This window comes from Comamonas badia DSM 17552, assembly GCF_000484635.1.
GTDB lineage: Bacteria > Pseudomonadota > Gammaproteobacteria > Burkholderiales > Burkholderiaceae_C > Comamonas_C > Comamonas_C badia.
On the sequence record NZ_AXVM01000008.1, the window covers coordinates 55,184 to 81,767 of the forward strand.

Genomic DNA, 26,584 nt, shown 5'->3' on the forward strand with positions numbered 1-26,584 from the left:
TGAACGCCCAAGCTTTCTCGTGGCTCTGAAATCCACCATCTTCAAGGCGAACCTCGCGATCGCCGACATCGACCACGGCTACTACGCCGACCACGCGCTGACGCTGGCACGCCACCCGAGCGAAACCGACGAGCGCATGATGGTGCGCCTGGCGGCACTCGCGCTCAACGCCCACGCGCTGCAGGACACCTGCCAGGGCGACGGCACGCTCGCCTTCGGCGCGGGCCTTTCCGACACCGACGACCCGGACGTGTCGCTCACCGACTTCACCGGCCGCAAGCGCCTGTGGATCGAGGTCGGCCAACCCGAGGACAAGCCCCTTGCCAAGGCCTGCAGCCGCGCCGACGCAGTGCTGGTCTACGCCTTTCACCCGGCCGCCGAGGTCTGGTGGCGCGGCATGGCCGCCAAACTCGCGCGGCTGCAAAAGCTGCAGGTCTGGCGCCTGCCGACCGAAGCCTCCAAGGAGCTCGCGGCCCTGGCTGAGCGCAGCATGCAGTTGCAGGCCACGGTGCAGGAGGGTGCGCTCACGCTCAGCAGCGAGCAGGGCAGCGTGGTGCTGGAGCCGCTGCGCTGGCAATAATTACCTTCAGCGCGGCATGAGGGCGCCGCAATTCCAGCACTGTTCAAACCCGCCTTCCACGATCTCCCCGCACGAAGGGCAGGCCCAGCGGCGCTGGGGCAGACGCCGCAGTTCATCGAGCAGCGTACGGGCGCGGACCAGGTGCTCGCCGTGGTCCAGCCAGATCTCGGGCAGGCATTCGCTGGGCGGCAGCTGTCCGGCCGCCGAACTCAGGTATTGGCGCTGCACCGTCGCCGGCATGCCCGCCTCGCACAGCAGGTCGCACCAGACGGTGGCGATCGCGATGTTGGGGGCTTGGGTGAGACGCTGCATGGGGCGAAAACAGACGGCTGAAGCGGCCATCATAGGCGGCTTGTGGTTTAATTTCACCCATTCAAGGGGGAGTAGCTCCCCGCCAGCGCGGCCTTGCCGCGCGGGTGGATGGCAGGGTCGTCATCACGAAGCGCGGGTGCGCTTCCGGCCTGCCGGGTGTGGCGGACGCCATGCCGAGCAAGACCCTTGGACCCCGGATTTTCCGTGCGCGGTCCAAGGTGTCTCTCTGCAATTCTTGCAGCAAGCTCCCGGGCTGGTGCGGAAGATCCACAACCACCGACCCGCTTTTCAGCGGTTTTGAGGACAGCAAACACATGGATCTGGAATTCTTTCTGCACGCGCCCTTCTGGGTCGCGCTCGGCCAGCTCATCATCATCGACATCCTGCTCGGCGGCGACAACGCCGTGGTGATCGCGCTGGCCTGCCACAAGCTGCCGCCCGCGCAGCGCGCCAAAGGCATCTTCTGGGGCACGGCAGCGGCCATAGGACTGCGCGTGGTGCTCATCATTTTTGCAATGACGCTGCTCACGCTGCCCTTCGTCAAGCTGGTGGGCGCGGTGCTGCTGGTCTGGATCGGCGTGAAGCTGATCGCGCCGCACGAAGACGGCCATGAAGCCATCCAGAGCAGCGACAAGCTGCTGACGGCCATCAAGACCATCGTCGTCGCCGATGTGGTGATGAGCCTGGACAACGTGATCGCGATTGCCGCCGCGGCCAAGAACGCCGGGCAATCGCATGAGCTGCTGCTGGTCATCCTGGGTTTGCTGATCTCGGTGCCCATCATCGTCGGCGGCTCGCAGCTGGTGATGAAGCTGATGGAGCGCTTCCCCATCATCATCGTGCTCGGCGGCATGCTGCTGGGCTGGATCGCCGGCGGCATGTTCGTCACCGACCCGGTGTTCACCCATCCCGATCAATGGCTCTGGGCGCCCAAGCTGGGCACGCTGAACGCCGATGGCCTGGCCGAGGTGCATGGCGCGCTGTATTACGGCGCGCACCTGGTGGGTGCGCTGCTGGTGCTGACGCTAGGCAAGTGGCTGGCGGCTCGGCATGCTCAGATGACGAAATGACCGCGCTGCGCGGCGATGACGCGGCTTGCGCCGCATGACGGAGGTATGGGTCATTTCGTCATGCCCGGCGCAAGCCGGCGTCATTTCGTCATAGCGCTGTTATGCTGGCATGATGCGCATCCTCTTGAAATGGGCCCTGCACGCGGTGGCGCTGCTGTGCGTGGCCTACCTCTACAGCGGCGTGCAGGTGCACAGTTTCGGCGCGGCGCTGGGCGCGGCCTTCGTGATCGGGCTGCTCAACGCCGTGCTGCGGCCCATCCTCGTGATCCTGACGCTGCCGGTGACCATCGTCACCATCGGGCTGTTCCTGTTCGTCATCAACGCGCTGATGTTCTGGGCCGCCTCCGGCCTGCTGGGCGACGGCTTTCAGGTGGCGGGCTTCGGCGCGGCGCTGATCGGCTCGCTGATCTACTCCGCGCTGGGACTACTGATCGAGTCGGCGCTCGCGCATCTGTTCGCTCAGCAGTGACTGCACGGCGCGCAGCCGGGTGTCGATGATCGAGGCTTCGATGTAATCCTGCGCGCCGCCGCTCTTTCGCGCCAGGTCCTGCCCGGCGCGGAAACGGTCCACCGCGGCGGCGTAGTCGTAGTGCGCCACCTGCACCTCGGCCTCGGCGCGGATGGAGCGCAGCATCTGCCCCTGCTGGTGCCAGACCTGCGCAAGCGCCTGCCATGCGGCGCCATCCCCCGGATGCAGCGTCACCCGGGTCTGCAAGGGCCCGGCGATGGCAGCCGCCGTGCCGGTGGCCAGCAGCGCCTGCGTGCGCAGCAGCAGTTCGGGACGCGCTTCCTTCTCGGCCGCCGGCCCGAGCGCCTCGAGCGCCGCCGCCGCATCGCCTTCGGCCAACGCCAGCTCGGCATCCATCAGGCGCGCCTGGCGCGCCGCCGCCGCGTCGTGGCGCACATCGGCCTGCAGGGGCCCGAAAAGCGCGCGCGCCAGCTTCAGGTCCTTGAGCTGCTGCGCGGCCAGCAGGCCCTGGGTGCGCACCCGCACGCGCTCGGCCAACGGACGGCTGGCGGTGCGCGCGTCCTGGGCGTCCTGCATCCATTGGCGCCAGAGGTCTATGCCCGGCTGCGCCAGCACGCGCGCGCGCGCCACCATCATGGCATGCACCAGCGGCGCCGCGGGCGCGGGCGGCTCATCCCTGGGCAGGCGGCTGTGCATGTCGGCGATGCGCTGGGTCGTCAGCGGGTGGCTGCGCAGCCAGGGCCAGCTGCCGTTGTCGTTCAGGCGGTTGGCCGCCTGCAGCTTGTCGAACATCGCGACGAAGCCCTGCGGCGCAAAGCCGGCGGGCTGCATCAGCGAAAAGCCGACGCGATCGGCCTCGCGCTCCATGTCGCGCGAGAAGTTGAGCTGGTTCTGCACCGCCAGCGCCTGCCCGCCCACCATCAGCGCCTGCCCGGCATTGGGGCTGTGCCCGGCAACGATGGCGCCCAGGATCAGCGCGCCCATCATCAGCGGCGTCATGCGCTTGTCCTGCGCAATCAGGCGCGAGATGTGGCGCTGCGTGACGTGGCTGAGTTCGTGCGCCAGCACGGACGCCAGCTGATCAGGCGTATCGACCACCGCCAGCAGCCCGAGCTGCAGGCCGAAGAAGCCGCCCGGCAGCGCAAAGGCATTGACCGTGCGGTCGCGGATCAGCAGGATCTTCCAGGCGAAGCGCTCATGCATCTCCGGCGTCATTTCGCCGCGCGCCAGCGCCGCCTGGATGAGCCGGTCCAGAATGTCCTGCGCATATTCCTGAATGGCCGGGTCCTGCATGTAGCTGGGGTCGCGGTAGATCTCGGCGACGATGCGCTCGCCGAGCTGGCGCTCGCTCGCCAGCGACATCTCGTCGCCATCGCCCATCGCCGGCAGCCCCTGGGCCATCGACAGCGCTGGCATGATGCTTGCCATAACTACTAAAACAAGAGCTGTCAGCGCCCGTCCGTATTGCGCAATCACCGCTTTTATCTGCATATATTTCACACAAGGCCCCGTCGCTCGCGACGGCCGTATGATGCCTGCTCCCACTGAAGGTTTCCGCCCGCCATGTCCGATTCCCCGCTCACCCACTTTGACGCCCAGGGCCAGGCCCACATGGTTGACGTCGGCGCCAAAAGTGCAACCCACCGCATCGCCGTCGCCACCGGGCGCATCCGCATGCAGGGCGCCACGTTCGCGCTGATCGCCTCGGGCAGCGCAAAAAAGGGCGACGTGCTGGGCGTGGCGCGCATCGCCGGCATCATGGCCAGCAAGAAGACCAGCGAGCTGATTCCCCTGTGCCACCCGATCGCGCTCACGCGCGTGGCGGTGGAATTCGAGCTGCTGGCCGATGCGCATGCCGTGCAGTGCACCGCCACCGCCGAGACCGTCGGCCCGACGGGCGTCGAGATGGAAGCGCTCACCGCCGTGCAGGTGGCGTTGCTGACCCTCTACGACATGTGCAAGGCGGTCGATCGCGCCATGGTGATCGAGGGCGTGCGGCTGCTGGAAAAGCACGGCGGCAAGTCAGGCAGCTTCGTGCAGCCGCGCTGATCCCGCCGTGCCGCGCGCAGGGGAAGCGTCATTCCATTGCTCGATCAAGCGCGTACGCGAAGGTGGAGCGCAGACAGTGCCGCAGCACGGCGAGCACAGCCGGCAGAGCAATCGTTTGATCGGGAAATGGATCAGATATCCAGCACCAGCGTCTTGCTCCTGCTGCCGCCGACGCAGACCATCATCGATTGATTGGCCGCGCGCTCCTTGGCGCTCAGCACCGAGTCGCGGTGGTCCGGAATGCCCTCCAGCACCTTGGTTTCGCAGGTCCCGCACACGCCCTCGCAGCAGCTGTAGTCCACCTCGATGCCAGCGTCCAGCAGCGTGTCCAGGATCGATTTGTCGGCGCTGACCTGCAGAATTTTGCCGCTGCGCCGCGCCTCGACGGCAAAGCTGACCAGCGCTTCATCGGATGCCGCCACCTCCACCGCCGCGAAGCGCTCGATGTGGTGGTTGGCGTGGCCGAGGTTTTCACAGGCTTTCTCGAACGCGTCCAGCATGGGCGCGGGGCCGCAGGCGTAGTGGTGCGTGCCCGCGTCGGGCGCGCGCCGGGCCAGCAGCGCACGCAGATCGGGCGGGCCGCCCGCTTCCTTGTCGAAGTGCAGGTGCAGCGGCATGCCCAGGGCCTGCAGTTCGGCCAGGAAGGCAGCGCTCCTGCGTTCGCGGGCGAAGTACAGCATTTCGAAGGAGCGCCCCAGCTGTTTCAGCCGGCGCGCCATGCACAAGAGCGGCGTGATGCCGATGCCGCCGGCCACGAGCACGCTGTGCGCGGCGTCTTCCCGCAGCGCGAAGTTGTTGCGCGGCGCGGCGATGGTGATGGGCATGCCGACCTTCAGGCTCTCGTGCACGCAGCGCGAGCCGCCGCGGCTGTTGCGGTCGAGCAATACGGCGACGACGTAGCGCTGGCGCTCCTCGCTGTTGTTGCACAGCGAGTAGTTGCGCACCAGGCCGTTGGGCAGGTTGAGGTCGATGTGCGAGCCCGGCGTGAAGGCCGGGAAATCGCCGCCGCGCTGCGGGCGCAGCTCGACGCTGATGGTCTCCAGCGCCTCGAAGGTCAGGGCGTGGACGTAGGCTTGCAGGGTAGTGCTCATGGTGGGTATCGCTTTGGGGACGTTAGTGTTGCACGCTAGCCACCCAAGGTCGGGGCCGTCACCAGCCGCATGCTGGGCAGCAGCCGGGCCGCCAGCTCCGGCCGGTCCATCGCGTATTCGAGATTCATGCGGGCGATTTCCACATGTTCCTCGCCCAGCGCCTGCGCGCGCGCGCCCTGGCCGCGCTCGATCGCCTGCAGCGTCGCATGGTGCTGGCGCTGCGCCAACTGCATCCACTGCTGGCCTTCCTGCATCGAGGACTGCATCGGCAGCATGGCGCTGGGCGAGGCAAAGGGCTGGCTGTTGAGAAAGTCCAGCGTGCGCCGGATCGCGGCGTTGCCGCTGCCCTGAACGATGAGCGCATGAAAGCGGTTGTTCATCTCGACATAGGCGGCATAGTCATCGAGCCCCATGCCCGGCCGATTGACGATCTGGTCCCCCTCCTCCAGGCAGTCGCGCAGCTTGCGCAGCAGCGGGCGCGGCGCGCCTTCCTCCGCCAGCAGGCGCGCGGCGCAGCCTTCGATCACGCCGCGCAGGCGGATGGCGTCGTCGATCTCGCGCGAGGTGAAGCGCCGCATCTGGTAGCCGCCCGCGGGCGAGGGCTCGATCAGGCCTTCGTGCTCCAGTGTCGTCAGCGCCAGCCGCACCGGCGTGCGCGATGCGCCCAGGCGCTCCGCCAGGGGAATTTCGGCGAGACGCTCACCAGGGGCGAAGTCGCCCTTGAGGATCATGTCGCGCAATTGCACGACGACGCGGGATTGCTGGGAAGTCATGGATTCGATTGCATGCAACGACTGCTGTTCAAGGCGATGCGGTATTCCATTTTTGCACAATCCTGCCACGCGCCTGCCCCTATTTTCCTAGGGTAAATACCCATTTCAGAAGGATTGACAAAAGAAAGGGTGTCTCGAAGAATAAGCCAAATTGCATGCAATGGTATGCAACTCATTTTGGAACCGAGACCCATGGCCACTGCGGAACAAAACGATTGGATGACCCGTACCAACCCCGGCACGCCTGCCGGCACTCTGCTGCGCCAGTACTGGCAGCCGGTGGCGCTGGCCGAGGAGCTGAACGGACCGCGGCCGCTGAAAACGGTGGATGTCATGGGGCAGCACCTGGTGCTGTTCCGCGACGAAAAGGGGCGTTTGGGACTACTCGATCGCGACTGCCCGCACCGCGGGGCCGACCTGGCCTATGGCCGCATCGAGGATGGCGGCCTGCGCTGTCTGCTGCACGGCTGGCTGTTCGACGTGAACGGCTGCTGCATGCAGACCCCGGCCGAACCCGAGGGCAGCAAGCTGTGTTCGCGCATCCACCAGGGCGCCTACCCGGTGGTCGAGAAAAGCGGCATCATCTTTGCCTATCTGGGCCGAGGCGAGCCGCCGGCCTTCGCCGATTTCGACTGCTTCGTCGCGCCGGACAGCCACACCTTCGCGTTCAAGGGGCTGTGGGAATGCAACTGGCTGCAGGCGCTGGAGGTGGGCATGGACCCGGCGCATGCCTCGTTTCTGCACCGCTTCTTCGAAGATGAGGATGTCTCCGAGAGCTTTGGCAAGCAGTTTCGCGGCGCCTCGATGGGCACGGATCTTCCGATCGCCAAGGTGCTGCGCGAGTACGAGCGGCCGGAGATCAGCGTCGATGCCACCGGCTACGGCCTGCGCCTGACGACGCTGCGCAAGCTCTCGCCCGGGCAAACCCATGTGCGCATCACCAACGTCGCCTTCCCCAACGTCTTCGCCATCCCGATGGGGCCGGAGATGACCATCACCCAGTGGCATGTGCCGGTGGACGACCACAACAGCTACTGGTACGCGATTTTCACCAGCTTCGCCGGTGCGGTGGACAAGCAGCAGATGCGCGAGCAGCGCCTCAAGACCATCGAGCTGCCGCTGTACAACTCGCGCAAGAACAAGCGCAACCACTACGGCTACGACATCGCCGAGCAGCAGAGCCAGACCTATACCGGCATGGGCATGGACATCAACGTGCACGACCAGTGGGCCTGCGAGTCCATGGGCACCATCCAGGACCGCACGCGCGAGCACCTGGGCACGACCGACAAGGCGATCGCCGCCTACCGCCGCATGCTGGTGGATGCGATCGATGCGGTGCAGGAGGGCCAGCCTTTGCCGGCGCGCCCGGCGGCGGGGCAGGGCGGCACTCTGAGTGGCCCGCCGGCCGTGGACGGCGTCACGACGGCGGATGCCGCCATGCAATTTTGCGCAACCGCCGACTTGCAGCGCCGCCAGGCCTGTGACTGGGCCGCCGCCCGCCTGGGCTCCTGACCCGGGGCCGCGATGAGCGACTTCGTCACGCGCCACGGGCTGTGGAGCGAAACGCAGGAGGCGCAGGCGCGCGACGTCATTGCCCGAATCGACGCGGGTGAATGGGATGTGGTGCGCTTTTCCTGGGCCGACCAGCATGGCGTGCTGCGCGGCAAGACGCTGGTGGGGGATGCCGCGCGTTCCGCCCTGCGCCGCGGGGTGAATCTGACGACCACGCTGCTGGCCAAGGACACCTCGCACCGCTCGGTATTCCCGGTCTTCGCCACCGGTGGCGGTTTCCCGGTGCCCGGGCTGCAGGGCGGGGCGGACTTCATCATCGTGGCCGATCCCGGCACCCTGCGCACCCTGCCCTGGGCGCCGCGCACGGCCTGGCTGCAGTGCGACGCCTACATGAAGGATGGCCAGCCCTGCCCCTTCGACACCCGGCGCATCCTGCGCCGCGCCGTGGCCGAGCTGGGCGCGCAGCAACTGGAATTCGTCGCCGGTCTGGAGGTGGAGTTTCACGCCTTCAGGCTCGACGAAGCAGCGATGCAACTGGCGGATTCGGGCCAGCCCGGCACACCGCCGAACGTCTCGCTGCTGACGCATGGCCACCAGTACCTGACCGAGCTGCGCTACGACAGCGTCGATGCGCTGATGGAGCTGCTGCGCCGCGAGCTGCTGGCGCTGGGCCTGCCGCTGCAGTCGCTGGAAATCGAATTCGGCCCGAGCCAGTTCGAGCTGGTCTTCGGCCCCACCGCTGGTCTTGCGCCGGCCGACACCATGGTGCTGCTGCGCAGCGCGATCAAGCAGATCTGCCGCCGCCACGGCTACCACGCCACCTTCATGTGCCGCCCGCGCATCCCGAACGTGATGTCCAGCGGCTGGCATCTGCACCAGTCGCTGCGCCACGGCGAAAGCGGCGCCAATGCCTTCATGCCCTCAGCCGATGCCGCCACGCCGCTCAGCCCGCTGGGCATGCAGTACTTGGCCGGCCTGCAGGTGCATGGCTGCGGATCGGCCGCGCTGGCCAGCCCCACGCTCAACGGCTACCGCCGCTACCGCCCGCTGTCGCTGGCGCCGGACCGCGCCATCTGGGCCGAGGACAACCGCGGCGCCATGCTGCGCGTGCTCGGCGCGCCCGGCGACAGCGCCTCGCGCATCGAAAACCGCATCGGCGAGCCCACGGCCAACCCCTATCTGTACCTGGCTTCCCAGTTGTTTGCCGGCATGCACGGCATGGCCGAGCGCATGGATCCCGGCCCCTCCGCCGATGCGCCCTACGAAACCCCCGCGCCGCGCCTGCCGCGCACGCTGGAGCAGGCGCTGGCGGCGCTGCGCGCAGACGCCTGGCTGTGCGACAAGCTGGGACAAGGTTTTGTGGACTACTACTGCCGCATCAAGGAAGCGGAGATCGCGCGCTTCAACATGGAGGTGTCGGAGTGGGAGCAGCGTGAATATTTCGACATGTTTTGATTGCCCGGAAAGCCTTTCATGATTCCCGCCCGAATCCACACCGCATCGGTGCGCGCGCGCATCGGCGACTACGCCGACACCCAGCGCAGCGCCGAAGAGCGCGGCCGCATCTACGAAGAACTGCTGGGCTTCGTGCCGCCGCGCATCGAGGCGCGCTTTGCCGTCACCGGCGCGCTCGACCCGGCCATGGTCGATCTGCAGGAGCAGATGCGCGCGCACGCCATGTACCCCAAGAGCTTTGACGTGAAGACGGCGCAGCTCATGCTGTTCGGCATGCTGCTGATGGATCTGAGCGACGCCGCCCTCCTGCACGCCATCGCCGCGCGTCGCGCGGGAGCCAGCTGGAACGAGTTGCAGGACACGGTCAACCTCTGCTTTCTGTTCCGCGGCCTCTCGGCCGCCAACCGGGGCGCGGAGATCCTTGCCAACATCGCGCACCGCGAGCAATTGGCCCAAGAGCAGCCCGCCGAAGCCGCCCAGACCAGGTAACGCCTGAGGAAGCCCCCGCATGCCCAAGATCCTCATCCACAGCAGCCAGGCGCCGGTCACCGGCTTCACCGACCACAGCAAGCCCTCGCCGCTGGCGCAGGCCATCCGTGCGGGCGACATGCTCTATGTCTCGGGCCAGGGGCCGCTCGATCCGCAGACCCGCGAAGTGGTTGCGGGTGGCATCGCCGAGCAGACGCGGCAGACCCTGGGCAATCTGAAGGCCATCCTCCAGGCCGCGGACGCCGGCATGGCGCAGGTGGTGAACATGCGCGTCTGCCTGCGCGACACGGCGGATTTTCCGGCGTTCAACGAAGCCTTCCGCGACTTCATGGATGGCGAAAAAGTCACCCGCACCTGCACCGGCGGCACGCCGCACCGCAAGGGCGTGCTGGTGGAGATCGATTGCGTCGCCTACCTCGGTTGAAGGAGAGCCTCATGTACCAGATGCCCATCGTCGCCTTTCAGGATCGCATCGAGCAGCTAGGCAAAACCGGCGCCTATGTCAGCGTGGTCTGGCAGCAGCCCGAATCGCTGGTGTTCATCGCGCGCGGCAGGCCCTACCGCAGCGAATTCCACATCAACCCCAGCGACGAGATGATGATCATGCTCAAGGGCGAAATGCGGCTGCACTACCGCACGCCCGAGGGCAGGGAAGAGGTGGCCGTCATCCCCGAAGGCGCCGCCATCCACACGCCCGCCGGCATCCCGCATTCGCCCCGCTTCGCCCCCGACGCCTACGCGCTGATCCAGGAGCGCGCGCGCCGCCCCGGCGAGGACGACCAGTTCCAGTGGTTCTGCCCCCGTTGCGACCATCTGCTGCACGCCGAAGTGTTCAGCGTCGCCGACTACGGCAAGGACCCGGTCAGCCAGGCCTACCGCAACTTTTTTGAGAGCGAAGACCACCGTACCTGCAAGGGCTGCGGCCATGTCATGCCCAATGCGCTGGCGCCGGGGCAATGACCGCGGCCCCGCACACAATACGCAGCTTTCCCACCCTGACGATTCCAGACAAGGAGACACCATGAAGCATTTCACGAGACGGGCCGCCACCGCCCTGCTGGTGGCCGGCGCGGCAAGCCTGGCCAGCGCGCAGACCAAGGACCTGACCATAGGCGTGATCCTGCCGATGTCGGGCTCGTTCGCCGCGCACGGCAAGCAGATCAAGCACGGCATCGACCTGTACATGGCCGGGCATGGCGACACCGTGGCCGGGCGCAAGATCAAGCTCATCGTCAAGGACGATACCGGCATCGCCCCGCCAGTGGCCAAGCGCCATGCGCAGGAGCTGCTGGTCAACGACAAGGCCGACATCCTCGCGGGCTTCTCGCTCACGCCCAACGCGTTTGCCGCCGCGCCGATCGCCACGCAGGGCAACGTGCCCATGGTGGTGCTGAACGCGGCCACCTCGTCGATCACGGAGAAATCGCCCAACATCGTGCGCGTCTCGATGACGCTGCCGCAGAACGCCATGCCCATGGCGCGCTGGGCCTGGGACAACGGCATCAAGACGGCCTACACCATGGTGACCGACTACGGCCCCGGGCACGATGCTGAAAAGCAGTTCCAGAAGACCTTCCAGGAGCTGGGCGGCAAGATCGTCGGCAGCGTGCGCACGCCCGTGAACACGCCCGATTACTCGCCCTTCCTGCAGCGCGTGCTGGACGCCAAGCCCGATGCCGCCTTCTTCTTCGTGCCCAATGGCGAGGACAACGTGGCGCTGGCCAAGGGCATCAAGGAGCGCGGGCTGGAGAAGGCCGGCGTCAAGGCGATTGCCACCGGCGACGTGACCGACGAAGAAGAATTGGCCGCGATGGGCGATGCCGCGATGGGCATGATTACCTCCTACCACTACTCGCAGGCCCACGACTCGCCCGAGAACAAGGCCTTCGTCGCCGCCTACACCAAGGCCTACCCCAAGGACCGGCCCAATTTCATGGCCGCCGCGGGGTACGACGGCATGCAGATGATCTACCAGGCGCTGGAGAAGACCAAGGGCGATGCCTCGGCCCCGGCCTTCATGGCCGCCGTCAAGGGCATGAAGTGGACGAGCCCGCGCGGCCCGGTGCAGATCGACCCCGAGACGCGCGACATCATCCAGAACGTCTACATCCGCAAGGTCGAGAAGGTGGATGGCGTGCTGCAGAACGTGGAATTCGCCACCTACGAGGCGGTGAAGGATCCAGGCAAATCCGGCAAGTGAGGCTCGCATCACCCGCATGAAACCCATCGCCGTCTTCCAGCACACCGTGGTCGGCGCGCCCGGCGCGGTGCTGCCCATCCTGCGGACGCTGGGCTGCGAAGTGCGGCTGGTGCGCATCGTGGCGGGCGAGGCGGTGCCCACCGACCCGGGCGCCTTCGGTGGGTTGGTGTTCATGGGCGGCTACATGGGCGTGCACGACGACTACCCGTGGATCGCGCAGGAGCTGGCGCTGATCCGCGCCGCCGCCGCGCAGGGCATTCCCGTGGCCGGGCATTGCCTGGGCAGCCAGCTGGTGGCGCTGGCGTTGGGCGGCAGCGTGGCAAAGCATGTGCGGCCGGAAATCGGCTGGCAGCCGCTGCAGACCGCAGCCACCGCGGCGGCCCGCGACTGGTGGGGCCCCTGGGCCGCGCAGACGCTGGAGACCTTCCAGTGGCATGGCGACACCTTCACGCCGCCGCCCGCGGCCCAGCAGATTGCGCGCAGCAGCCACTGCGAGCACCAGGCCTTCGTCCTGCACGACCGCCATCTGATGCTGCAATCGCACCTGGAGATGACGCCCGCGCTGGTGGAACTCTCGCTGCAGCACAACGGCCAGCAGCTGGAGCGCCAGTTCACGCTGGGCAACCCGGCGGTCTGCGATCCGGCCGGCGTGCGGCGCGATCTGCCCGGGCGCACGGCGCGCATGCACGCCGTCCTGACGCAGTTGTATGCGCGCTGGGTGCGCGGCGTTGCATGAAGGATCACCGCGCCAGCGCCCGCTGCAGGATGGCCTGCACATCGAGGCCACGCACGTCGATCGCCCCCGCCACCCGCCCGCCCTGGCCCGCCGCTCCCAGCCGCGTGGCGATGAAGGCGTCGGCCACATAGGCCGGCGCATGCTGGCGCAGCAGACAGGCCTGCGCCAGCAGCACCAGCTGCTGCACGAAGATGCGGCCCAGCGCTTCCAGTTCCTCGGGCGCCGTGGTCACCATCGCGGTGAGTGATTGCAGCAGCGCCTTGAGCGGCGCCTCGCGCAGCGCCGTGGGTGCCAGCTCGGCCAGCAGTGCCTGCGCCGCCTCGGGTTCGCGCGCAAGCGCGCGCAGCACGTCCAGGCACATCACGTTGCCCGAGCCTTCCCAGATGGAATTGACCGGCGCCTCCAGAAACAGCCGCCCGACGATGCCGTCCAGGATGTAGCCGTTGCCGCCCAGCACCTCCATGGTCTCGCCGGTCAGCTCCACGGCGCGCTTGCAGACCCAGAACTTGGCGGCCGGCGTCATCATGCGTTTCCAGGCGCGCTCGGCGGGCGTGTCGTCGCGCTCGTAGGCGCGCGCCAGGCGCATCAAGAGCACCAGCGCCGCCTCGCTTTCCAGCGCCATGTCGGCCAGCACCGTGCGCATCAGCGGCTGTTCGGCCAGCGCCTTGCCGAAGGCGTGGCGCTCGCGCGCGTAGGCGATCGCCTGCACCAGCGCCTGGCGCAGGATGGCCGCGCTGCCCACCACGCAATTGAGGCGCGTGAAGGTCGCCATCTCGATGATGGTGCGTATGCCCTTGCCTTCCTCGCCCATCAGCACGCCCCAGGCGTCGTGGAATTCCACCTCGCTGCTGGAATTGCTGCGGTTGCCCACCTTGTCCTTCAGGCGCTGGATGTTGACCGCGTTCTTGCTGCCGTCCGGGCGCCAGCGCGGCACGTAGAAGCAGGCGAATGGCCCGCCTTCGCCCACACGCGCGACGACGAGGTGGGCGTCGCACATCGGCGCCGAAAAGAACCATTTGTGCCCGCGCAGCAGGTATTCGCCACCGCGCCCGCCCGCCGCGACGGGCGTGGCCACCGTGGTGTTGGCGCGCACGTCCGAGCCACCCTGCTTCTCGGTCATGCCCATGCCGACCCAGATGCTGTCCTTGGCCGCCACCGGCAGGTCGCGCGGGTCGTAAGCGTCGCTGCAAAGCCTGGCGCCCAGCAGGGCCCAGAGTGGTTCTTCGCGCTGCAGCAGCGGGATGCAGGCCTGCGTCATCGTCGCCGGGCACAGCGTGCCTTGCTCGATCTGGCCGTGCAGATAGAAACCGGTCGCCCACGCAGTCCAGCGGCCCGCCTTGCGCTCCTTGAATGGGAGCGAGATCAGGCCCTCGCCGCGGTACATCGCCATCAGCTGGTGCCACGCCGGGTGGAACTCCACCTGATCGATGCGCCGCCCGCGCGTGTCGAAGCTGTGCAGCTCGGGCGTATGGCGGTTGGCCATCGCGGCGAGCTCGTAGGTGTCCGACTGGCCCATGAGCTGCGCGTAGTGCGAGAGCTGCGGCATGGCCCATTCGGCACCATCGCGGCGAATAGCTTCGGCCAGCGCCGGGTCGGTGGCCAGCAGGTCGTAGTCGCGCAGTTCGCTGACCTGGTTAAATACGTCGTGGGTGGTCCAGTTCATGGGGGTGCTCCAGTAGAACGCGCTTGAAATCGTCGCGCCAGCGCCGCGCAGGCCATCAGCTGCACCTGGTGGTAAATCATCAGCGGAAGCAGCAAGGCCCCCATGCTGCCACCAGTGAACAGCACCTGCGCAATAGGCACACCGGTGGCCAGGCTTTTCTGCGAGCCGCCAAAGAGGGCGGTGATGCGGTCTTCGGTGGCAAAACCGAGGCGCCCCGTGGCCCAGTGGCAGCCCGCCAGCGCCAGCGCCAGCACCGCAAGGCAGCACAGCACCAGCAGCAGCAGGCTGGCCAGCGGCAACTGCTGCCAGATGCCATCGACCACCGCCTTGCTGAACGCGGTGTAGATCACGAGGTAGATTGAGGACTGGTCCACCTGCTTGAGCAGGGCCTTGTGCCGCGCCACCCAGCCGCCGATCCAGCGGCGCGCCACCTGCCCGAGCGCGAATGGCAGCAGCAGCTGCACCATGACCCGCACCAGCGCCTGCCCGAAATCAATGCCCTCGACCGCCGAGCCCAGCAGCAGCAGCACCAGCGCCGGCGTGAGAAAAACCCCCAGCAGGCTGGAGACCGCCGCCGCGCACACCGCCACCGACACATTGCCGCGCGCCATCGAGGTAAGCGCAATCGCCGACTGCACCGTGGAAGGCAGCACGCAAAAGTAGAGCACGCCGCGCGCCAGCTCCTGCCCCAGCAGCGGCACCAGCAGCGGCTGCGCCGCCCAGCCCAGCAGCGGAAACGCAATGAAGGTGACGCCCAGCACGAAGCCATGCAGCCGCCAGTGCGAAAGCCCCTGCACCACCGCGGCAAACGAGAGCTTGGCGCCATGCAGAAAAAACAGCAGCGCGATCGCCGCATTGGTCAGCCACGCCGCCCAATGCGCCGCCGCGCCGTGCACCGGCAGCACGCTGGCCAGCACGACGAGTGCGATCAGCGTGAGGACGAAGGAATCCGGCAGCCAGGCTGGGCGTTGCATGCTGCTCAATCACGAATGACGGCGCTGCGCGCCATGACCGCAGCTGGCGCTGGCGATGACGCGGCCTGCGCCGCATGACGGGGGGTGTTGGTCATTGCGTCTTTCGTGCAGCGGAAACAATCAAAAGCGCCGAGCTGCGGCAACGGAATAAACCAAAAAACAATAGCTGACGGCGCTTGCTGCGAAAGTGCTGAAGACCAAAAAAAGCTTCAAATTCGTGCGGTACATGCAAAGTCTCCTGCTGGCAGCACGCAACGGGGCCGCAGGATGGGGGTCGGGTGCAGTGAAACGTCAGGAGGATTGTTTCCGGCGAGAGACGCGATGCCGTTCATGGTCCATGAAAGCTTCGGCCAAATTGATGGCGTCCGCATTTCCTTTTTCTTCCAATTGGGTTCTGAAAAACACGCCCATTTTCATGATCCACTGGAATTCCTCCGTCCCATAAAACCATCTTGCACTGTTGCAAATTCTATGGGCAGGAAGATAATTCTCTATCGCGGATTCTCCACCGTATATGTGATGATGTACATGATCGGCGACCCAGTTCCCGGTAATCTGCCCGCCACAAATATGGCAATGTCCATTGGTCTTTTGAAAAATCAGGACTTTTTGCTTTGTGGTCGGGGAGATTCTTTTGGTTTCCTCGCGTTTTTTGGCAGCAAGTCGGTGGTTGCGCAATTCACGCAGATGCAAGGCAAATTCTGATGCATCGGCAAATAAAGAGTCTGCCTCATTCATGATGAATCCCGAGGCCAGACGTCATCGACGATGTTTGCAATAAAATGTCGGAGTTCATGATTGTTTTGGTTTTACCCATAAAACAAGCTCACCCGGTTCCGGTAATTTATACGGAATTGCCATGATATCAAAAGGCAATTGTAATTTATCCACCTCCGCCAGATCGGAATCCATCAAACCGTGCTCCAGACAATACGCCGTAATCAACTTCAAGTAGCGGCGCAGCAATAATATGGAAGGCAGTGCTCGTTTGGATTCCAGCCAACGTATCACATCGCTATCACGCTTGGAACTGTTGCAGGAGCGGCAGCACCATACGATATTGTCTCCAGTGTCAGGGCCGCCTTTGATTTTTGGGATCAGATGATCCATATGCAACTGCTCTGTGGAACCACAGTAACAGCATGAGTGAGGGTACTGATATTTGACTTTCTCGTCATCCAGCAGTGACCGCATGCTCATTGCGCCTGAGACCAGGCCCTTGTTCAGGCGTGCACGGATCATGTAGTTCAGTCGCCCATATCGTTTGGCACCTGCAGACACTGCGGAATGGGCTGCGGCCAGGTTGGCGTAAGACCAGGCGATGTGTTCTTTGATCGTGCGAATCTCAGGCATTTTTTATAAGTCCCGGCGGCCAAGGCAAGCTTCGTCATTCCGTCATTCGGTCAAGGCGCCAGCGGCAGGCTGCGTTTGTGCTGGCTGGCGTCGTAGGTTGCGATGATGCGTGCGGCGGCTTCGGGGCTCACCGTGCCGCCCTGCAGGAAGGCGTCGATCTCGGCATAGCTCACGCCGTAGGCCACCTCGTCGGGCTTGCCGGGCTTGAGGCTTTCCAGATCGCCGGTGGGCACCTTGTTGACGAGGTGCGCGGGCGCGCCCAGGTGTGTGGCAATGGCGCGGATCTGGCCCTTGACGAGGCCGTTGAGCGGCACCAGATCGCAGGCGCCGTCGCCGAACTTGGTGAAAAAACCCATCACCGCCTCGGCCGCGTGGTCGGTGCCGATGACCAGGCCGCGGTGGGCATTGGCCACCGCGTACTGCACCACCATGCGGCAGCGCGCCTTGATGTTGCCCAGCGCAAAGTCGCGCTGCGCATCGGGCAGGGCCTGCAGCGCGGCGATGGGCACGGCCAGCGCGGTCACGCCGGGCTCGATCGGCACGGTGATTTCCTCGTCGGCGCGCACGAAGGCCAGCGCCGCCTGCGCGTCCGGCTCATCGAACTGCACGGCGTAGGGCAGGCGCACCGCGATGAAGCGGTACGCGGCATCGCCCGTTTCGGCACGCAGCTGCTCAACCGCCAGTTGCGCCATGCGCCCGGCGGTCAGCGAATCCACGCCGCCGCTGATGCCCAGCACCAGCGTGCGCAGGCCGCTGCTCTGCAAGGTAGCGCGGATGAAGGCGATGCGCCGCTGGCACTCGGCCGCCAGCGCGGCCTCGTCGGCAAACGGCGGCACCACCTGCAGGGCGGCGGCGATCTCGGTCTGGCGGCTCATGAATACTCCTTTGGGGTCAGGCAGCCTCACTGTGCCAGACCTTGGGCTCGAATTGCAGCGTGGCGAAGTGGTCCTGCAGCGTCTCGGCGCGGCGGATCAGCTCGACCTGGCCATCGGCACGCAGCAGCAGTTCCTGCGGACGCAGGCGGCCGTTGTAGTTGAAGCCCATGGCGTGGCCGTGCGCGCCGGTGTCTGCTATCACCAGCAGGTCGCCGTCCGCTATCGGCGGAAGGGGGCGCTCGATGGCGAACTTGTCGTTGTTCTCGCACAGCGAGCCGACCACGTCCACCGCCACGTCGTCGGCACCCGGCTCCTTGCCCACCACCTCGATGTGGTGGTAGGCACCGTACATGCCGGGGCGCATCAGCGCCGACATGCAGGCATCGACGCCGATGAAGCGCCGGTAGGTGTCCTTGTGGTTGATCGCGCGCGTCACCAGCACGCCATGAGGGCCGGTCATGTAGCGCCCGCTTTCCATGAACACGGCCGGGGCATAGCCCTGTTCCTTTTCAAATGCCTGCACCAGCGCCTGCGTCTCGCGCCCGAGCTGGGCGACATCGAACACGCCGTCTTCGGGCTTGTAGGGAATGCCCAGGCCACCCCCCATGTTGATGAACTCAAAGCGGATGGACAGCTCCTGGCCCACCCAGGCGATGACCTGAAGCAGCATGCGCACCGTCTCGACCACGTAGCGGCAGTCGCGCTCGTTGGAGGCCAGCATGGTGTGCAGGCCAAAGCGCCTGGCGCCGCGCGCGCGCGCCTGGCGGAAGGCATCGAGCAGTTGCTCGTGCGCCACGCCGTATTTGGCCTCCACCGGGTTGCCGATGATGCTGTTGCCGCTGCGCGCGGGGCCAGGGTTGTAGCGAAAGCAGATGAGTTCTGGCATCCGCGGCACCTTGGCGACGAGGCTGACGTCGTCCAGGTTCAGGATGCAGCCGCCGCCGTGCGCCGCGGCTTCGAACTCTTCGGGCGAGGTATTGTTGGAGGTGAACATGATGTCCTCGGCCCTGGCACCGGCGGCGCGCGCCAGTTGCAGCTCGGCCACAGAGCTGCAATCAAAGCCGAAGCCCATCTGATGCATCAGCGCCAGGATGCGCGGATTGGGCAGCGCCTTGACGGCGTAAAACTCGCGGAAACGCCCCACTCCGGCAAAGGCCTGCTTGAGCTGCGCACCGGTCCCGCGGATGCCGGTCTCGTCATAGATATGAAACGGCGTGCCGAAGCTGGCGGCAAGGTCGGGCAGCAGCGGAAACAGCCGCTGGCGATAGGCTCTGGAGAGGGGCATGGTCGGGTCTTCCGAAAGGGTTTGAGCGCCGCAAACGGCGGGCGGCGATTGTGCGCCTGTCCAGCCGCCTTGTCTCCCCCGTCCGCACCCGCGGCGATAGACTTGCGCAAACGCTCGCACTTTGGCATCCCATGGTCCTCCTGCCCTTGCTTGACACCCCCACCATGATGGTCATGGTGGCCGCTGGAACGCTCAGCATGGCCATCGCCATGAGCGTGGTACGGCCGGAGCGCCGCGAAGGCCTGGGCCTGTGGGCGCTGGCACTGGTGGCGCATACCGTTACCTACGTGCTGTTTCTGCTGCGCGAGCAGACAGCGGACTGGATCAGCGTGGTGCTGGCGAATACGGTGCTGGCGCTGGTGTTCGCGCTGCTGCTGGGTGCCGTCGCCGAATTCCACGGCCGGGCGCTGCCACGCCTGCGGATGGCGCTGCCCATTGTCGCTACCGCGGCGTTGATGGCACTGTTTCTGAAAAACTACCAGGGGCGCCTGCTTTCCAGCAGCTTCATGCTGGCGCTGCAGATCGCTCTGGTTCTCTGGGCGCTGTGGCGCCCCGCAGCGCCGGCGCAACTGCGCGGCGCCCTGCTGGTCAGCGTAGCGCTGGGCGCGCAGGGGCTGATCCTGCTGGGACGCGGGCTGTGGCACGGCATCAACGGCGCGCCGCAAGGCAGCTTCATCGGCAATGGCGCGGGACAGAGCATCACCTTCCTCTCTGCCTTCGTCGTCGTGCTGCTGGCCTCGCTGGGCTTCATCCTCATGACCAAGGACAGGGCGGATGCCACCAACCGCCACCTGGCACTCCATGACGATCTGACCGGCCTGGCCAACCGCCGTCTGCTGCTGCAGACCCTGGCGCGCGACGTGGCGCGCGCCATCCGTGCGCGCCAGCCCTACGCGCTGCTGATGCTGGATGTCGATCATTTCAAGGCCATCAACGACACCTACGGGCACGCGGCCGGCGATGCCGTGCTGCAGCACATGGCCGGGCTGCTCAGACAGCGGCTGCGCGCGCAGGACCTGGCGGGCCGCTGGGGCGGCGAGGAATTCCTGCTGCTGCTGCCCGGCACGGCGGACAGCGGCGGGCAGATCGCGGCGGAAAAGCTGCGCCAGCTGGTGGCGCAGAGCCCCTGCGCCTACCAAGGCAAAAGTATTGCATTCACCATCAGCATCGGCCGCTGCACCGAATCGCTGGAGCCGGGCGACCAGCCCGAGCACCTGATCGCCACTGCCGACAAGGCCTTGTACGCCGCCAAGCGCGGAGGCCGCAACCGCGTCGAAAGCGCGCCGCTGTCGCGCATGCACGCCTTGATCGGCGCCCTGCCGGCGCCCGCGCGTTCGTTTCACCAGGCCAGCCCAGCACCACCACCATCACGCCATGACCACTTTTGACAGCCAGCTGGCCGCCCAGCGCCTCACCCAGGCCTGGGACGACGACATCACGCGCCAGATCACCGACTACATCGCCATCCCGGCCAAATCTCCGGCCTTCGCCGCCGACTGGCGCGCGCTGGGCCACATCGACACCGTGGTGCGCCGCGCCGCCGCCTGGGCCGAAGAGCAGCAGGTGGCGGGCTTGAAACTGGAGGTGGTGCGCATGGAAGGCCGCACGCCGGTGATCTTTTTTGAGGTGCCCGCCGCGCACAGCGCCAGCACGCAGACCGCGCTGATGTACGGGCACCTGGATAAACAGCCCGAATTCGAGGGCTGGAGGAGCGAGCTCGGCCCCTGGACGCCCGTGATCCAGGACGACAAGCTCTACGGCCGCGGCGGCGCCGACGACGGCTACGCCATTTACGCCAGCATCGCCGCCATCAAGGAGCTGCAGCGCCAGGACGTGGCGCACCCGCGCATCGTCGGCCTGTTCGAGACCTGCGAGGAAAGCGGCTCCACCGACCTGCTGCCCTATGTGGACGCGCTGCGCGCGCACCTGGGCGATGTGGCGCTGGTGGTGTGCCTGGATTCCGGCGCGGGCAACTACGACCAGCTCTGGCTCACCACCAGCCTGCGCGGCATGGCCAGCGGCACGCTCAAGGTGGAGATCCTCACCGAGGGCGTGCACTCCGGCGATTCCTCGGGCGTGGTGCCTTCGTCATTTCGCATCGTGCGGCAGGTGCTCGACAGGCTGGAGGATTCGAAAACCGGCCGCCTGCTGCCCGCCAGCTTTCACTGCGCCACCCCGCCCGAACGCGTCGCGCAGGCCAGTGCCACGGCCGCCATCCTCGGCCAGTCCGTCATCACCAACTACCCCTGGGTGCACGCCGATTGCGGCGGCGCGCAGCAGATCGCGCTGCCCACCACCGAAGACCCGGCGCAGGCGCTCTTGCGCCGCACCTGGGAGCCCACGCTCTCGGTCACCGGCGCCGAAGGCCTGCCCGCGCTCAAGGATGCGGGCAACGTGCTGCGCCCCTACACCGCCTTCAAGCTCAGCCTGCGCGTGCCGCCGCTGGTGGACGCCGCCGCCTGCGTGGCCGAGATGAAGCACATCCTGGAAGACAACGCGCCCTACCACGCCCGCGTGACCTTTCATGCCGACGGCGCGGCCAACGGCTGGAACGCCCCGGCGGTTGCGCCCTGGCTCACGCAGGCGCTGGATGCCGCCAGCCAGGCCCAGTTCGGCGCGCCCTGCGGCTACATCGGCCAGGGCGGCACGATTCCACTCATGAACATTCTGAGCCAGGGCTTTCCCAAGGCGCAGATGATGGTCTGCGGCGTTCTGGGGCCCAAAAGCAATGCGCACGGGCCCAACGAATTCCTGCACCTGCCCTACGCCAAGCGGCTTACCGCGGCGGTGGCGCAGGTGCTGGCCAGCATGCCCTGAGCGACACGCCAGGCAAGGCGCCGGCACGGCTGCATTCGCACGCACGCCACTTCCCGCGCTTCTTCGCCCGCTTTTCAAACGCTGTTGACAGATTTTCCGCATTTTCATAAGATAGTAATAACTTACTTTCTTATGAAACCATGGAAACACCGACTGCCTCCAGGCACCTGCCAGCCGATGCGCGCCGGGCCGCGACGGTCGAGGCCTTCGTCGACCTGGCGGCGCGGACCAACCCCAGCGACATTTCCACCACCGCGATCGCCAGGCACATGGGCGTGACCCAGGGTGCGCTGTTCAAGCACTTCCCGACCAAGGAAGCCATCCTGGAAGCCGTCATGGGCTGGGTGGCCGAGCGCCTGCTCACGCGTGTCGATGCGGCGGCGCGCCAGGCGGCCTCGCCGCTCGCCGCGCTGGAAGCGGTCTTCATGGCGCATGTGGCGTTCGTCACCGCGCACCCCGGTGTGCCGCGCATGCTGTTCGGCGAGTTGCAGCGCGCCGAGATGAGCGGCCCCAAACGCATGGCCCAGACCCTGATCGCACGCTACGGCGAACGCGTGCGCGCGCTGCTCGCGCAGGGCAAGGCGGTGGGCGAAGTCAGGAGCGGCGTGGACGAGGGCACCGCCGCGCTGCTCTTCATCGGCAGCGTGCAGGGCCTGGTCATGCAGTCGCTGCTTGCGGGCAACGTGGGGCAGATGGGGGTGCAGGCCCCCGGGGTTTTCGCCCTGTTCCGTGACGCCTTGGCGGGAGCCCGCGCATGAAATTCGCCCTTCCCAAGCGGCGCACGCTGGCGCTGTTCGCGGTGCTCGTGCCGCTGGCCGCGCTGCTGGGCTACGTGGCCGTGCGCTCGGGGCCGCTCGCGCCCGTGAACGTGACCGAAGCCAAGGTGCAGACCCTGGCGATCCAGCCCGCGCTCTTCGGCATCGGCACGGTCCAGGCGCGCCACACGCAGCGCCTGGGCGCGACCCTGCCGGCGCGCGTGCGCAGCCTGAGCGTGGACGTGGGTGATGCGGTACGCGCCGGGCAGGTGCTGGGCGAGCTCGATCCCGTGGATCTGGATGAGCGCGTGCGCGCGCAGGACGCGGCGCGCCGGCGGGCGCAGGCCAGCCTGCGCGAGGCCCAGGCGCGCCAGGCGTTTGCCGCCGAGCAGGCCAGGCGCTACGCCCATCTGCTGGCCGCGCGCTCCACGAGCGAGGAAACGGCGCGCACCAGACAGCAGGAGCTGGCCAGCGCCGATGCGCAGCTCTCGGCCGCACGCGAAGAAGTACGCCGCCTGGACGCCGAGCAGGCCGGTCTGCGCGCGCAGCGCAGCCAGTGGCGCCTGGTGGCCGCCAGTGACGGCGTGGTGACGGCGCGCGAAGCCGAGCCGGGCAGCACCGTACTCGCCGGGCAGACGGTGCTGGAGCTGGTGGATCCGCGCAGCCTGTGGATCAACGTGCGGCTCGACCAGGCGCGTGCCGCGGGGCTCGCGCGCGACCTGCCCGCGCGCGTGGCGCTGCGCTCCCATGCCGGACAGGAGCTCGCGGCGCGCGTGCTGCGTGTCGAACCCAAGGCCGACGCCGTCACCGAGGAAATGCTGGCCAAGGTGGTGCTCGACGTGGCCCCGGCAGCGCTGCCGCCCCTGGGTGAGCTGGCCGAGGTGACCATCCATCTGCCGCCGCTGCAACGGACTCCGGTCGTGCCCAACGCCGCGCTGCAGCGCCAGGGCGAGCGCACGGGGGTATGGAAGATCGTGGACGGCCGCGCGCAGTTCGCGCCCGTGCAGATCGGCCGCGCCGACCTCGATGGCCAGGTGCAGGTGCTGGGCGGCCTGAGCGAAGGCGAGACCATCATCGTCTACAGCGAGAAGGCGCTGGCACGCAACACCCGGGTGCATGGAGTGGCCGAACTCGCCCGGGGCGCGTCGTGATCTCGCTCGCCGGACGCGACATCCTGCACAGCTGGGGCAAGTTCGTCTTCACCGGCGTGGGCCTGGGCCTGCTGATCGGCGTCACGCTGGTGATGGCGGGCGTGTACCGCGGCATGGTGGACGACGGGCAGGCGCTGCTGGACAACAGCCGCGCCGACCTCTGGGTGGTGCAGCAGGACACCATGGGACCGTACGCCGAGTCATCCAACCTCGCCGACGACGCCTGGCGCCAGCTGATGGCGCTGCCCGGCGTGGCCCGCGCGGCCAATGTGACCTACTTCACCATGCAGGTGCGCGCACGCGAGCACGACGTGCGCGCCATGGTCGTGGGCATCGCCGCCGACGCCACGCCCGGCACACCGGGCGCGCCGCCCTACCTCATCGCCGGGCGCCACATCACGCGCGGGCATTACGAGGCCGTTGCCGACATCGCCAGCGGCTTCGCGCTGGGCGAGGCCATCACCATCCGCCGCCACCGCTACACCGTCGTCGGCCTGACCCGGCGCATGGTGTCCTCCAGCGGCGATCCCATGGTCTTCATCCCGCTCAAGGATGCGCAGCAGGCGCAGTTCCTCAAGGACAACGATGCGATCGAGGCCGCGCGGCGGCGCACCGCGGCCAACCCCGCGTTCAACCGCCCCGGCGTGCCCGGACTGCTGGAGGCGGTCAACGCGGCGCAGTCGGCCAGCACGTCGGTGAATGCGGTGCTGGTGCGCCTGGCGCCCGGCGCCGATGCCGACGCGCTGGCGCGCGACATCGAACGTTCGCTGCGGCTGACGGTGCACACGCGCGCGCAGATGCAGGAAATCCTGGTCAGCAAGCTGATCGCCACCTCCGCCAGGCAGATCGGCATGTTCCTCGCGATCCTCGCCATCGTGAGCGCGGCCATCGTCGCCTTCATCATCTACACGCTCACCATGGACAAGATCCGGGAAATCGCCGTGCTCAAGCTCATCGGCACGCGCAACCTCACCATCGCCTGGATGATCCTGCAGCAGGCGCTGGCGCTGGGCCTGATCGGCTTTGCCGTGGGCAAGATCAGCGCCACCTGGTCGGCGCCGATCTTCCCCAAGTACGTGCTGCTGATTCCGCAGGATTCGGTGATGGGATTCCTCGCCGTGATGGGCATCTGCGCGGCCGCGAGCATCGTCGCGATCCGCATGGCGCTGCGCATCGACCCGGCCGAGGCGATCGGGGGCTGACATGGCGGGACAGGGCATCCACATCGAAGGCCTCTCCAAGCGCTACGGCAGCGGCGACACCGCGGTGCTCGCGCTCAAGGACGTGAACATGCATGTGGCGCCGGGCGAGGTCGTGGGGCTCATCGGCCCTTCGGGCTCGGGCAAAAGCACGCTGCTCAAATGCCTGGGCGCGGTGATCGACCCCACCACCGGCCGCATGACGCTGGGCGACGAGGTGATCTTCGACGGCGGCTGGAAGGTGCGCGACCTGCGCGCGCTGCGCCGCGACAAGATCGGCTTCGTGTTTCAGGCGCCTTACCTCATCCCCTTTCTCGACGTGACGGACAACGTCGCGCTGCTGCCCATGCTGGCCGGCATGTCCAACGGCCAGGCGCGCGAGCGGGCGATGGCGCTGCTCACGGCGCTGGACGTGCGGCACCGCGCGCAGGCCATGCCGGCGCAGCTCTCGGGCGGCGAGCAGCAGCGCGTGGCGATCGCGCGCGGGCTGGTCAACCGCCCGCCGGTGATCCTGGCCGACGAACCCACGGCGCCGCTCGATTCGGAGCGCGCGCTCGCCGTGGTGCGCATCCTCGACGAGATGGCGCGCCAGTACCAGACGGCCATCATCGTCGTGACGCACGACGAAAAAATCATCCCGACGTTCAAGCGCATCTACCACATCCGCGATGGCGTGACCCACGAGGAGGCGGGCGAAGGCAGGCGCTTCTGACGCAAAGCATCCTGCGCGCGCACGCAGGCGGCCTCCACTGCCCGGCGGCAGGCCTGGGTACGGCTCCACCCGCCCAGCGCTACGGCACAGCGCATCCAAGAAGCGCCATCAGGCGTTCCAGCGCCGCCGTGGGCTGCCGGTCGCCACGGCGCACCAGGTAGCACTGGCGCAGCAGCTTCGGCAACGGCGTGGGCACGCACGCCAGATGGCCCGCCGCCAGTTGCTCCGCCACCACCCATTGCGAAAGACAGGCCAGGCCCAGCCCTTGCACCGCCGCCTGCTGGATGGCTTCGGAATGGCCGAGCTCCAGCGTGCGCCGATAGCCATGCAGGTGCGGCAGCAGGGCCAGATCGGTGGCCACGCGCGTGCCCGAGCCGGACTCGCGCAGCAGCCACAGCTCACGTTGCAGCGCCTCCAGCGGCACGACCCGGTGGACGCCGGAGGCGGGCAGCAGGCGGGCGAGCAGCCCGGGCGCCGCCACCACCTGAAGCTCGTCGCTGAGCCAGGGTTCAACCTCCAGCTGCGCCACCGTGCACGGGCCTTCGATCAGGCCGATGTCAATCGCGAAATCGGCCACCGCGCCGCACACGCGCTCCGTGTTGCCGATCAGGATGCGCGCATGCCAGGGGCTTTGCGCATCGCCCAGCCACCCCGGCCCCCACTGGCGCAGCAGCCGCGGCAGCACGTGGTTGCCCAGCGTGGTGCTGGCCCCGATGCGCAGCGACGCCAGCGAGGGCCGGGCCTGCTGGGCCAGGCGCTCGATCTCGTGCGCGCCATCGATCAAGGCCCCGGCGCGCGGCAGCAGCGAGCGCCCGTTGTCGTTTACCAGCAGGCGCTTGCCGCTGCGGTCGAACACGCGCATGCCCAGGCTGCGCTCCAGTTCGGCCAGCGCCGCACTGGTGGCCGATTGCGACAGCCCGATCTGCGCCCCCGCGGCCACCGTGGTGCCGCAGCGCGCGATCGCCAGAAACACCTGCAACTGGCGCAGCGTGAGGTGAAGCGAATGTATTTCCGCCATGGATCTACCCATTCAATGAATCAATGATACGCAAATGATTCGT

At 67.3% G+C, this 26,584-nt stretch carries 28 protein-coding genes; 17 read left to right on the forward strand and 11 right to left on the reverse strand.

Annotated elements, in window-relative coordinates; all coding sequences use genetic code 11:
* Positions 1-19 precede the first annotated feature (19 nt).
* Positions 20-580: a YaeQ family protein gene (locus K320_RS0115535; RefSeq protein WP_024539740.1), complete on the forward strand. Its 561-nt coding sequence runs from the start codon at positions 20-22 to the stop codon at positions 578-580.
* 6 nt (positions 581-586) lie between these two features.
* Here the strand turns inward: K320_RS0115535 and K320_RS0115540 are convergent, their stop codons facing one another.
* On the reverse strand, positions 587-892 hold the full coding sequence (locus K320_RS0115540) for a hypothetical protein (RefSeq protein WP_024539741.1): 306 nt from the start codon (positions 890-892) through the stop codon (positions 587-589).
* Between the two features lie 314 nt (positions 893-1,206).
* Here K320_RS0115540 and K320_RS0115545 point away from each other — a divergent pair, with 314 nt between their 5' ends.
* A complete protein-coding gene (locus K320_RS0115545; protein ID WP_024539742.1) occupies positions 1,207-1,962 on the forward strand; it encodes a TerC family protein in 756 nt (251 codons plus the stop codon).
* Positions 1,963-2,074: 112 nt separating this feature from the next.
* The gene (locus tag K320_RS0115550; RefSeq protein WP_024539743.1) at positions 2,075-2,431 is read left to right on the forward strand and encodes a phage holin family protein; all 357 of its coding nucleotides are present in this window, start codon (positions 2,075-2,077) and stop codon (positions 2,429-2,431) included.
* On the opposite strand, the gene K320_RS0115555 is transcribed toward K320_RS0115550, so the two are convergent.
* Positions 2,387-3,922, reverse strand: coding sequence for a M48 family metalloprotease (locus tag K320_RS0115555; RefSeq protein ID WP_024539744.1), 1,536 nt, complete (start codon positions 3,920-3,922; stop codon positions 2,387-2,389). The genes K320_RS0115550 and K320_RS0115555 overlap by 45 nt on opposite strands.
* 72 nt (positions 3,923-3,994) lie before the next feature.
* Here K320_RS0115555 and moaC point away from each other — a divergent pair, with 72 nt between their 5' ends.
* The gene (moaC, locus tag K320_RS0115560; protein WP_024539745.1) at positions 3,995-4,480 is read left to right on the forward strand and encodes a cyclic pyranopterin monophosphate synthase MoaC; all 486 of its coding nucleotides are present in this window, start codon (positions 3,995-3,997) and stop codon (positions 4,478-4,480) included.
* 131 nt (positions 4,481-4,611) lie between these two features.
* Here the strand turns inward: moaC and K320_RS0115565 are convergent, their stop codons facing one another.
* Both K320_RS0115565 and K320_RS0115570 read right to left on the reverse strand, forming a co-directional pair.
* Complete coding sequence (locus K320_RS0115565) at positions 4,612-5,571, reverse strand: PDR/VanB family oxidoreductase (RefSeq protein WP_024539746.1); 960 nt, start codon at positions 5,569-5,571, stop codon at positions 4,612-4,614.
* Between the two features lie 35 nt (positions 5,572-5,606).
* The gene (locus tag K320_RS0115570) at positions 5,607-6,344 is read right to left on the reverse strand and encodes a GntR family transcriptional regulator (protein ID WP_024539747.1); all 738 of its coding nucleotides are present in this window, start codon (positions 6,342-6,344) and stop codon (positions 5,607-5,609) included.
* A 192-nt stretch (positions 6,345-6,536) separates the two neighbouring features.
* Between K320_RS0115570 and K320_RS0115575 the strand changes: the two genes are divergently transcribed.
* The 7 genes from K320_RS0115575 (at position 6,537) to K320_RS0115605 (ending at position 12,739) form a co-directional block, all read left to right on the forward strand.
* Complete coding sequence (locus K320_RS0115575; protein WP_024539748.1) at positions 6,537-7,859, forward strand: aromatic ring-hydroxylating dioxygenase subunit alpha; 1,323 nt, start codon at positions 6,537-6,539, stop codon at positions 7,857-7,859.
* 12 nt (positions 7,860-7,871) lie between these two features.
* The gene (locus K320_RS0115580) at positions 7,872-9,314 is read left to right on the forward strand and encodes a glutamine synthetase family protein (RefSeq protein ID WP_024539749.1); all 1,443 of its coding nucleotides are present in this window, start codon (positions 7,872-7,874) and stop codon (positions 9,312-9,314) included.
* Positions 9,315-9,332: 18 nt separating this feature from the next.
* Positions 9,333-9,803 carry a hypothetical protein gene (locus K320_RS0115585; RefSeq protein ID WP_024539750.1) on the forward strand — a complete coding sequence of 157 codons (471 nt, stop codon included), beginning with the start codon at positions 9,333-9,335 and terminating at the stop codon, positions 9,801-9,803.
* Between the two features lie 19 nt (positions 9,804-9,822).
* Entirely contained in the window at positions 9,823-10,227 is a 405-nt protein-coding gene (locus K320_RS0115590) for a RidA family protein (RefSeq protein WP_024539751.1), read from the forward strand.
* Positions 10,228-10,238: 11 nt separating this feature from the next.
* Positions 10,239-10,763 (forward strand): 3-hydroxyanthranilate 3,4-dioxygenase, encoded by a 525-nt coding sequence (locus tag K320_RS0115595; protein WP_024539752.1) that lies wholly within the window; start codon positions 10,239-10,241, stop codon positions 10,761-10,763.
* Between the two features lie 61 nt (positions 10,764-10,824).
* Positions 10,825-12,003 (forward strand): ABC transporter substrate-binding protein, encoded by a 1,179-nt coding sequence (locus tag K320_RS0115600; RefSeq protein ID WP_024539753.1) that lies wholly within the window; start codon positions 10,825-10,827, stop codon positions 12,001-12,003.
* A 16-nt stretch (positions 12,004-12,019) separates the two neighbouring features.
* A complete protein-coding gene (locus tag K320_RS0115605) occupies positions 12,020-12,739 on the forward strand; it encodes a type 1 glutamine amidotransferase (protein ID WP_024539754.1) in 720 nt (239 codons plus the stop codon).
* A gap of 4 nt (positions 12,740-12,743) precedes the next feature.
* Here K320_RS0115605 and K320_RS0115610 read toward each other — a convergent pair whose 3' ends face one another.
* The 6 genes from K320_RS0115610 to K320_RS0115635 all read right to left on the reverse strand — a co-directional run bounded on the left by K320_RS0115610 (position 12,744) and on the right by K320_RS0115635 (position 18,889).
* The gene (locus K320_RS0115610; RefSeq protein WP_024539755.1) at positions 12,744-14,402 is read right to left on the reverse strand and encodes an acyl-CoA dehydrogenase family protein; all 1,659 of its coding nucleotides are present in this window, start codon (positions 14,400-14,402) and stop codon (positions 12,744-12,746) included.
* Positions 14,399-15,376 carry a bile acid:sodium symporter family protein gene (locus tag K320_RS0115615; protein WP_024539756.1) on the reverse strand — a complete coding sequence of 326 codons (978 nt, stop codon included), beginning with the start codon at positions 15,374-15,376 and terminating at the stop codon, positions 14,399-14,401. The genes K320_RS0115610 and K320_RS0115615 overlap by 4 nt, the downstream gene beginning before the upstream one ends.
* Positions 15,377-15,667: 291 nt before the next feature.
* Positions 15,668-16,114: an HNH endonuclease gene (locus K320_RS19160; protein ID WP_156914030.1), complete on the reverse strand. Its 447-nt coding sequence runs from the start codon at positions 16,112-16,114 to the stop codon at positions 15,668-15,670.
* 54 nt (positions 16,115-16,168) lie between these two features.
* Complete coding sequence (locus tag K320_RS18780; RefSeq protein ID WP_024539758.1) at positions 16,169-16,729, reverse strand: HNH endonuclease; 561 nt, start codon at positions 16,727-16,729, stop codon at positions 16,169-16,171.
* Positions 16,730-16,779: 50 nt separating this feature from the next.
* A complete protein-coding gene (gene nadE / locus K320_RS0115630; RefSeq protein ID WP_024539759.1) occupies positions 16,780-17,604 on the reverse strand; it encodes an ammonia-dependent NAD(+) synthetase in 825 nt (274 codons plus the stop codon).
* Between the two features lie 16 nt (positions 17,605-17,620).
* On the reverse strand, positions 17,621-18,889 hold the full coding sequence (locus K320_RS0115635; protein ID WP_024539760.1) for a diaminopimelate decarboxylase family protein: 1,269 nt from the start codon (positions 18,887-18,889) through the stop codon (positions 17,621-17,623).
* 131 nt (positions 18,890-19,020) lie between these two features.
* Here K320_RS0115635 and K320_RS0115640 point away from each other — a divergent pair, with 131 nt between their 5' ends.
* The 6 genes from K320_RS0115640 (at position 19,021) to K320_RS0115665 (ending at position 25,523) form a co-directional block, all read left to right on the forward strand.
* Positions 19,021-20,277 carry a GGDEF domain-containing protein gene (locus tag K320_RS0115640; protein ID WP_084301281.1) on the forward strand — a complete coding sequence of 419 codons (1,257 nt, stop codon included), beginning with the start codon at positions 19,021-19,023 and terminating at the stop codon, positions 20,275-20,277.
* Positions 20,264-21,706, forward strand: a complete 1,443-nt coding sequence (locus K320_RS0115645; protein ID WP_024539762.1) for a M20/M25/M40 family metallo-hydrolase — start codon at positions 20,264-20,266, stop codon at positions 21,704-21,706. Before K320_RS0115640 ends, K320_RS0115645 begins: the two co-directional genes overlap by 14 nt.
* 140 nt (positions 21,707-21,846) lie before the next feature.
* Positions 21,847-22,464, forward strand: coding sequence for a TetR/AcrR family transcriptional regulator (locus K320_RS0115650; RefSeq protein ID WP_024539763.1), 618 nt, complete (start codon positions 21,847-21,849; stop codon positions 22,462-22,464).
* Positions 22,461-23,612, forward strand: a complete 1,152-nt coding sequence (locus K320_RS0115655) for an efflux RND transporter periplasmic adaptor subunit (RefSeq protein ID WP_024539764.1) — start codon at positions 22,461-22,463, stop codon at positions 23,610-23,612. The genes K320_RS0115650 and K320_RS0115655 overlap by 4 nt, the downstream gene beginning before the upstream one ends.
* The gene (locus K320_RS0115660) at positions 23,609-24,814 is read left to right on the forward strand and encodes an ABC transporter permease (protein ID WP_024539765.1); all 1,206 of its coding nucleotides are present in this window, start codon (positions 23,609-23,611) and stop codon (positions 24,812-24,814) included. The genes K320_RS0115655 and K320_RS0115660 overlap by 4 nt, the downstream gene beginning before the upstream one ends.
* Position 24,815: 1 nt before the next feature.
* Entirely contained in the window at positions 24,816-25,523 is a 708-nt protein-coding gene (locus K320_RS0115665; RefSeq protein WP_024539766.1) for an ABC transporter ATP-binding protein, read from the forward strand.
* 79 nt (positions 25,524-25,602) lie between these two features.
* Here K320_RS0115665 and K320_RS0115670 read toward each other — a convergent pair whose 3' ends face one another.
* Positions 25,603-26,541, reverse strand: a complete 939-nt coding sequence (locus K320_RS0115670; RefSeq protein ID WP_034343705.1) for a LysR substrate-binding domain-containing protein — start codon at positions 26,539-26,541, stop codon at positions 25,603-25,605.
* Positions 26,542-26,584: the final 43 nt, after the last annotated feature.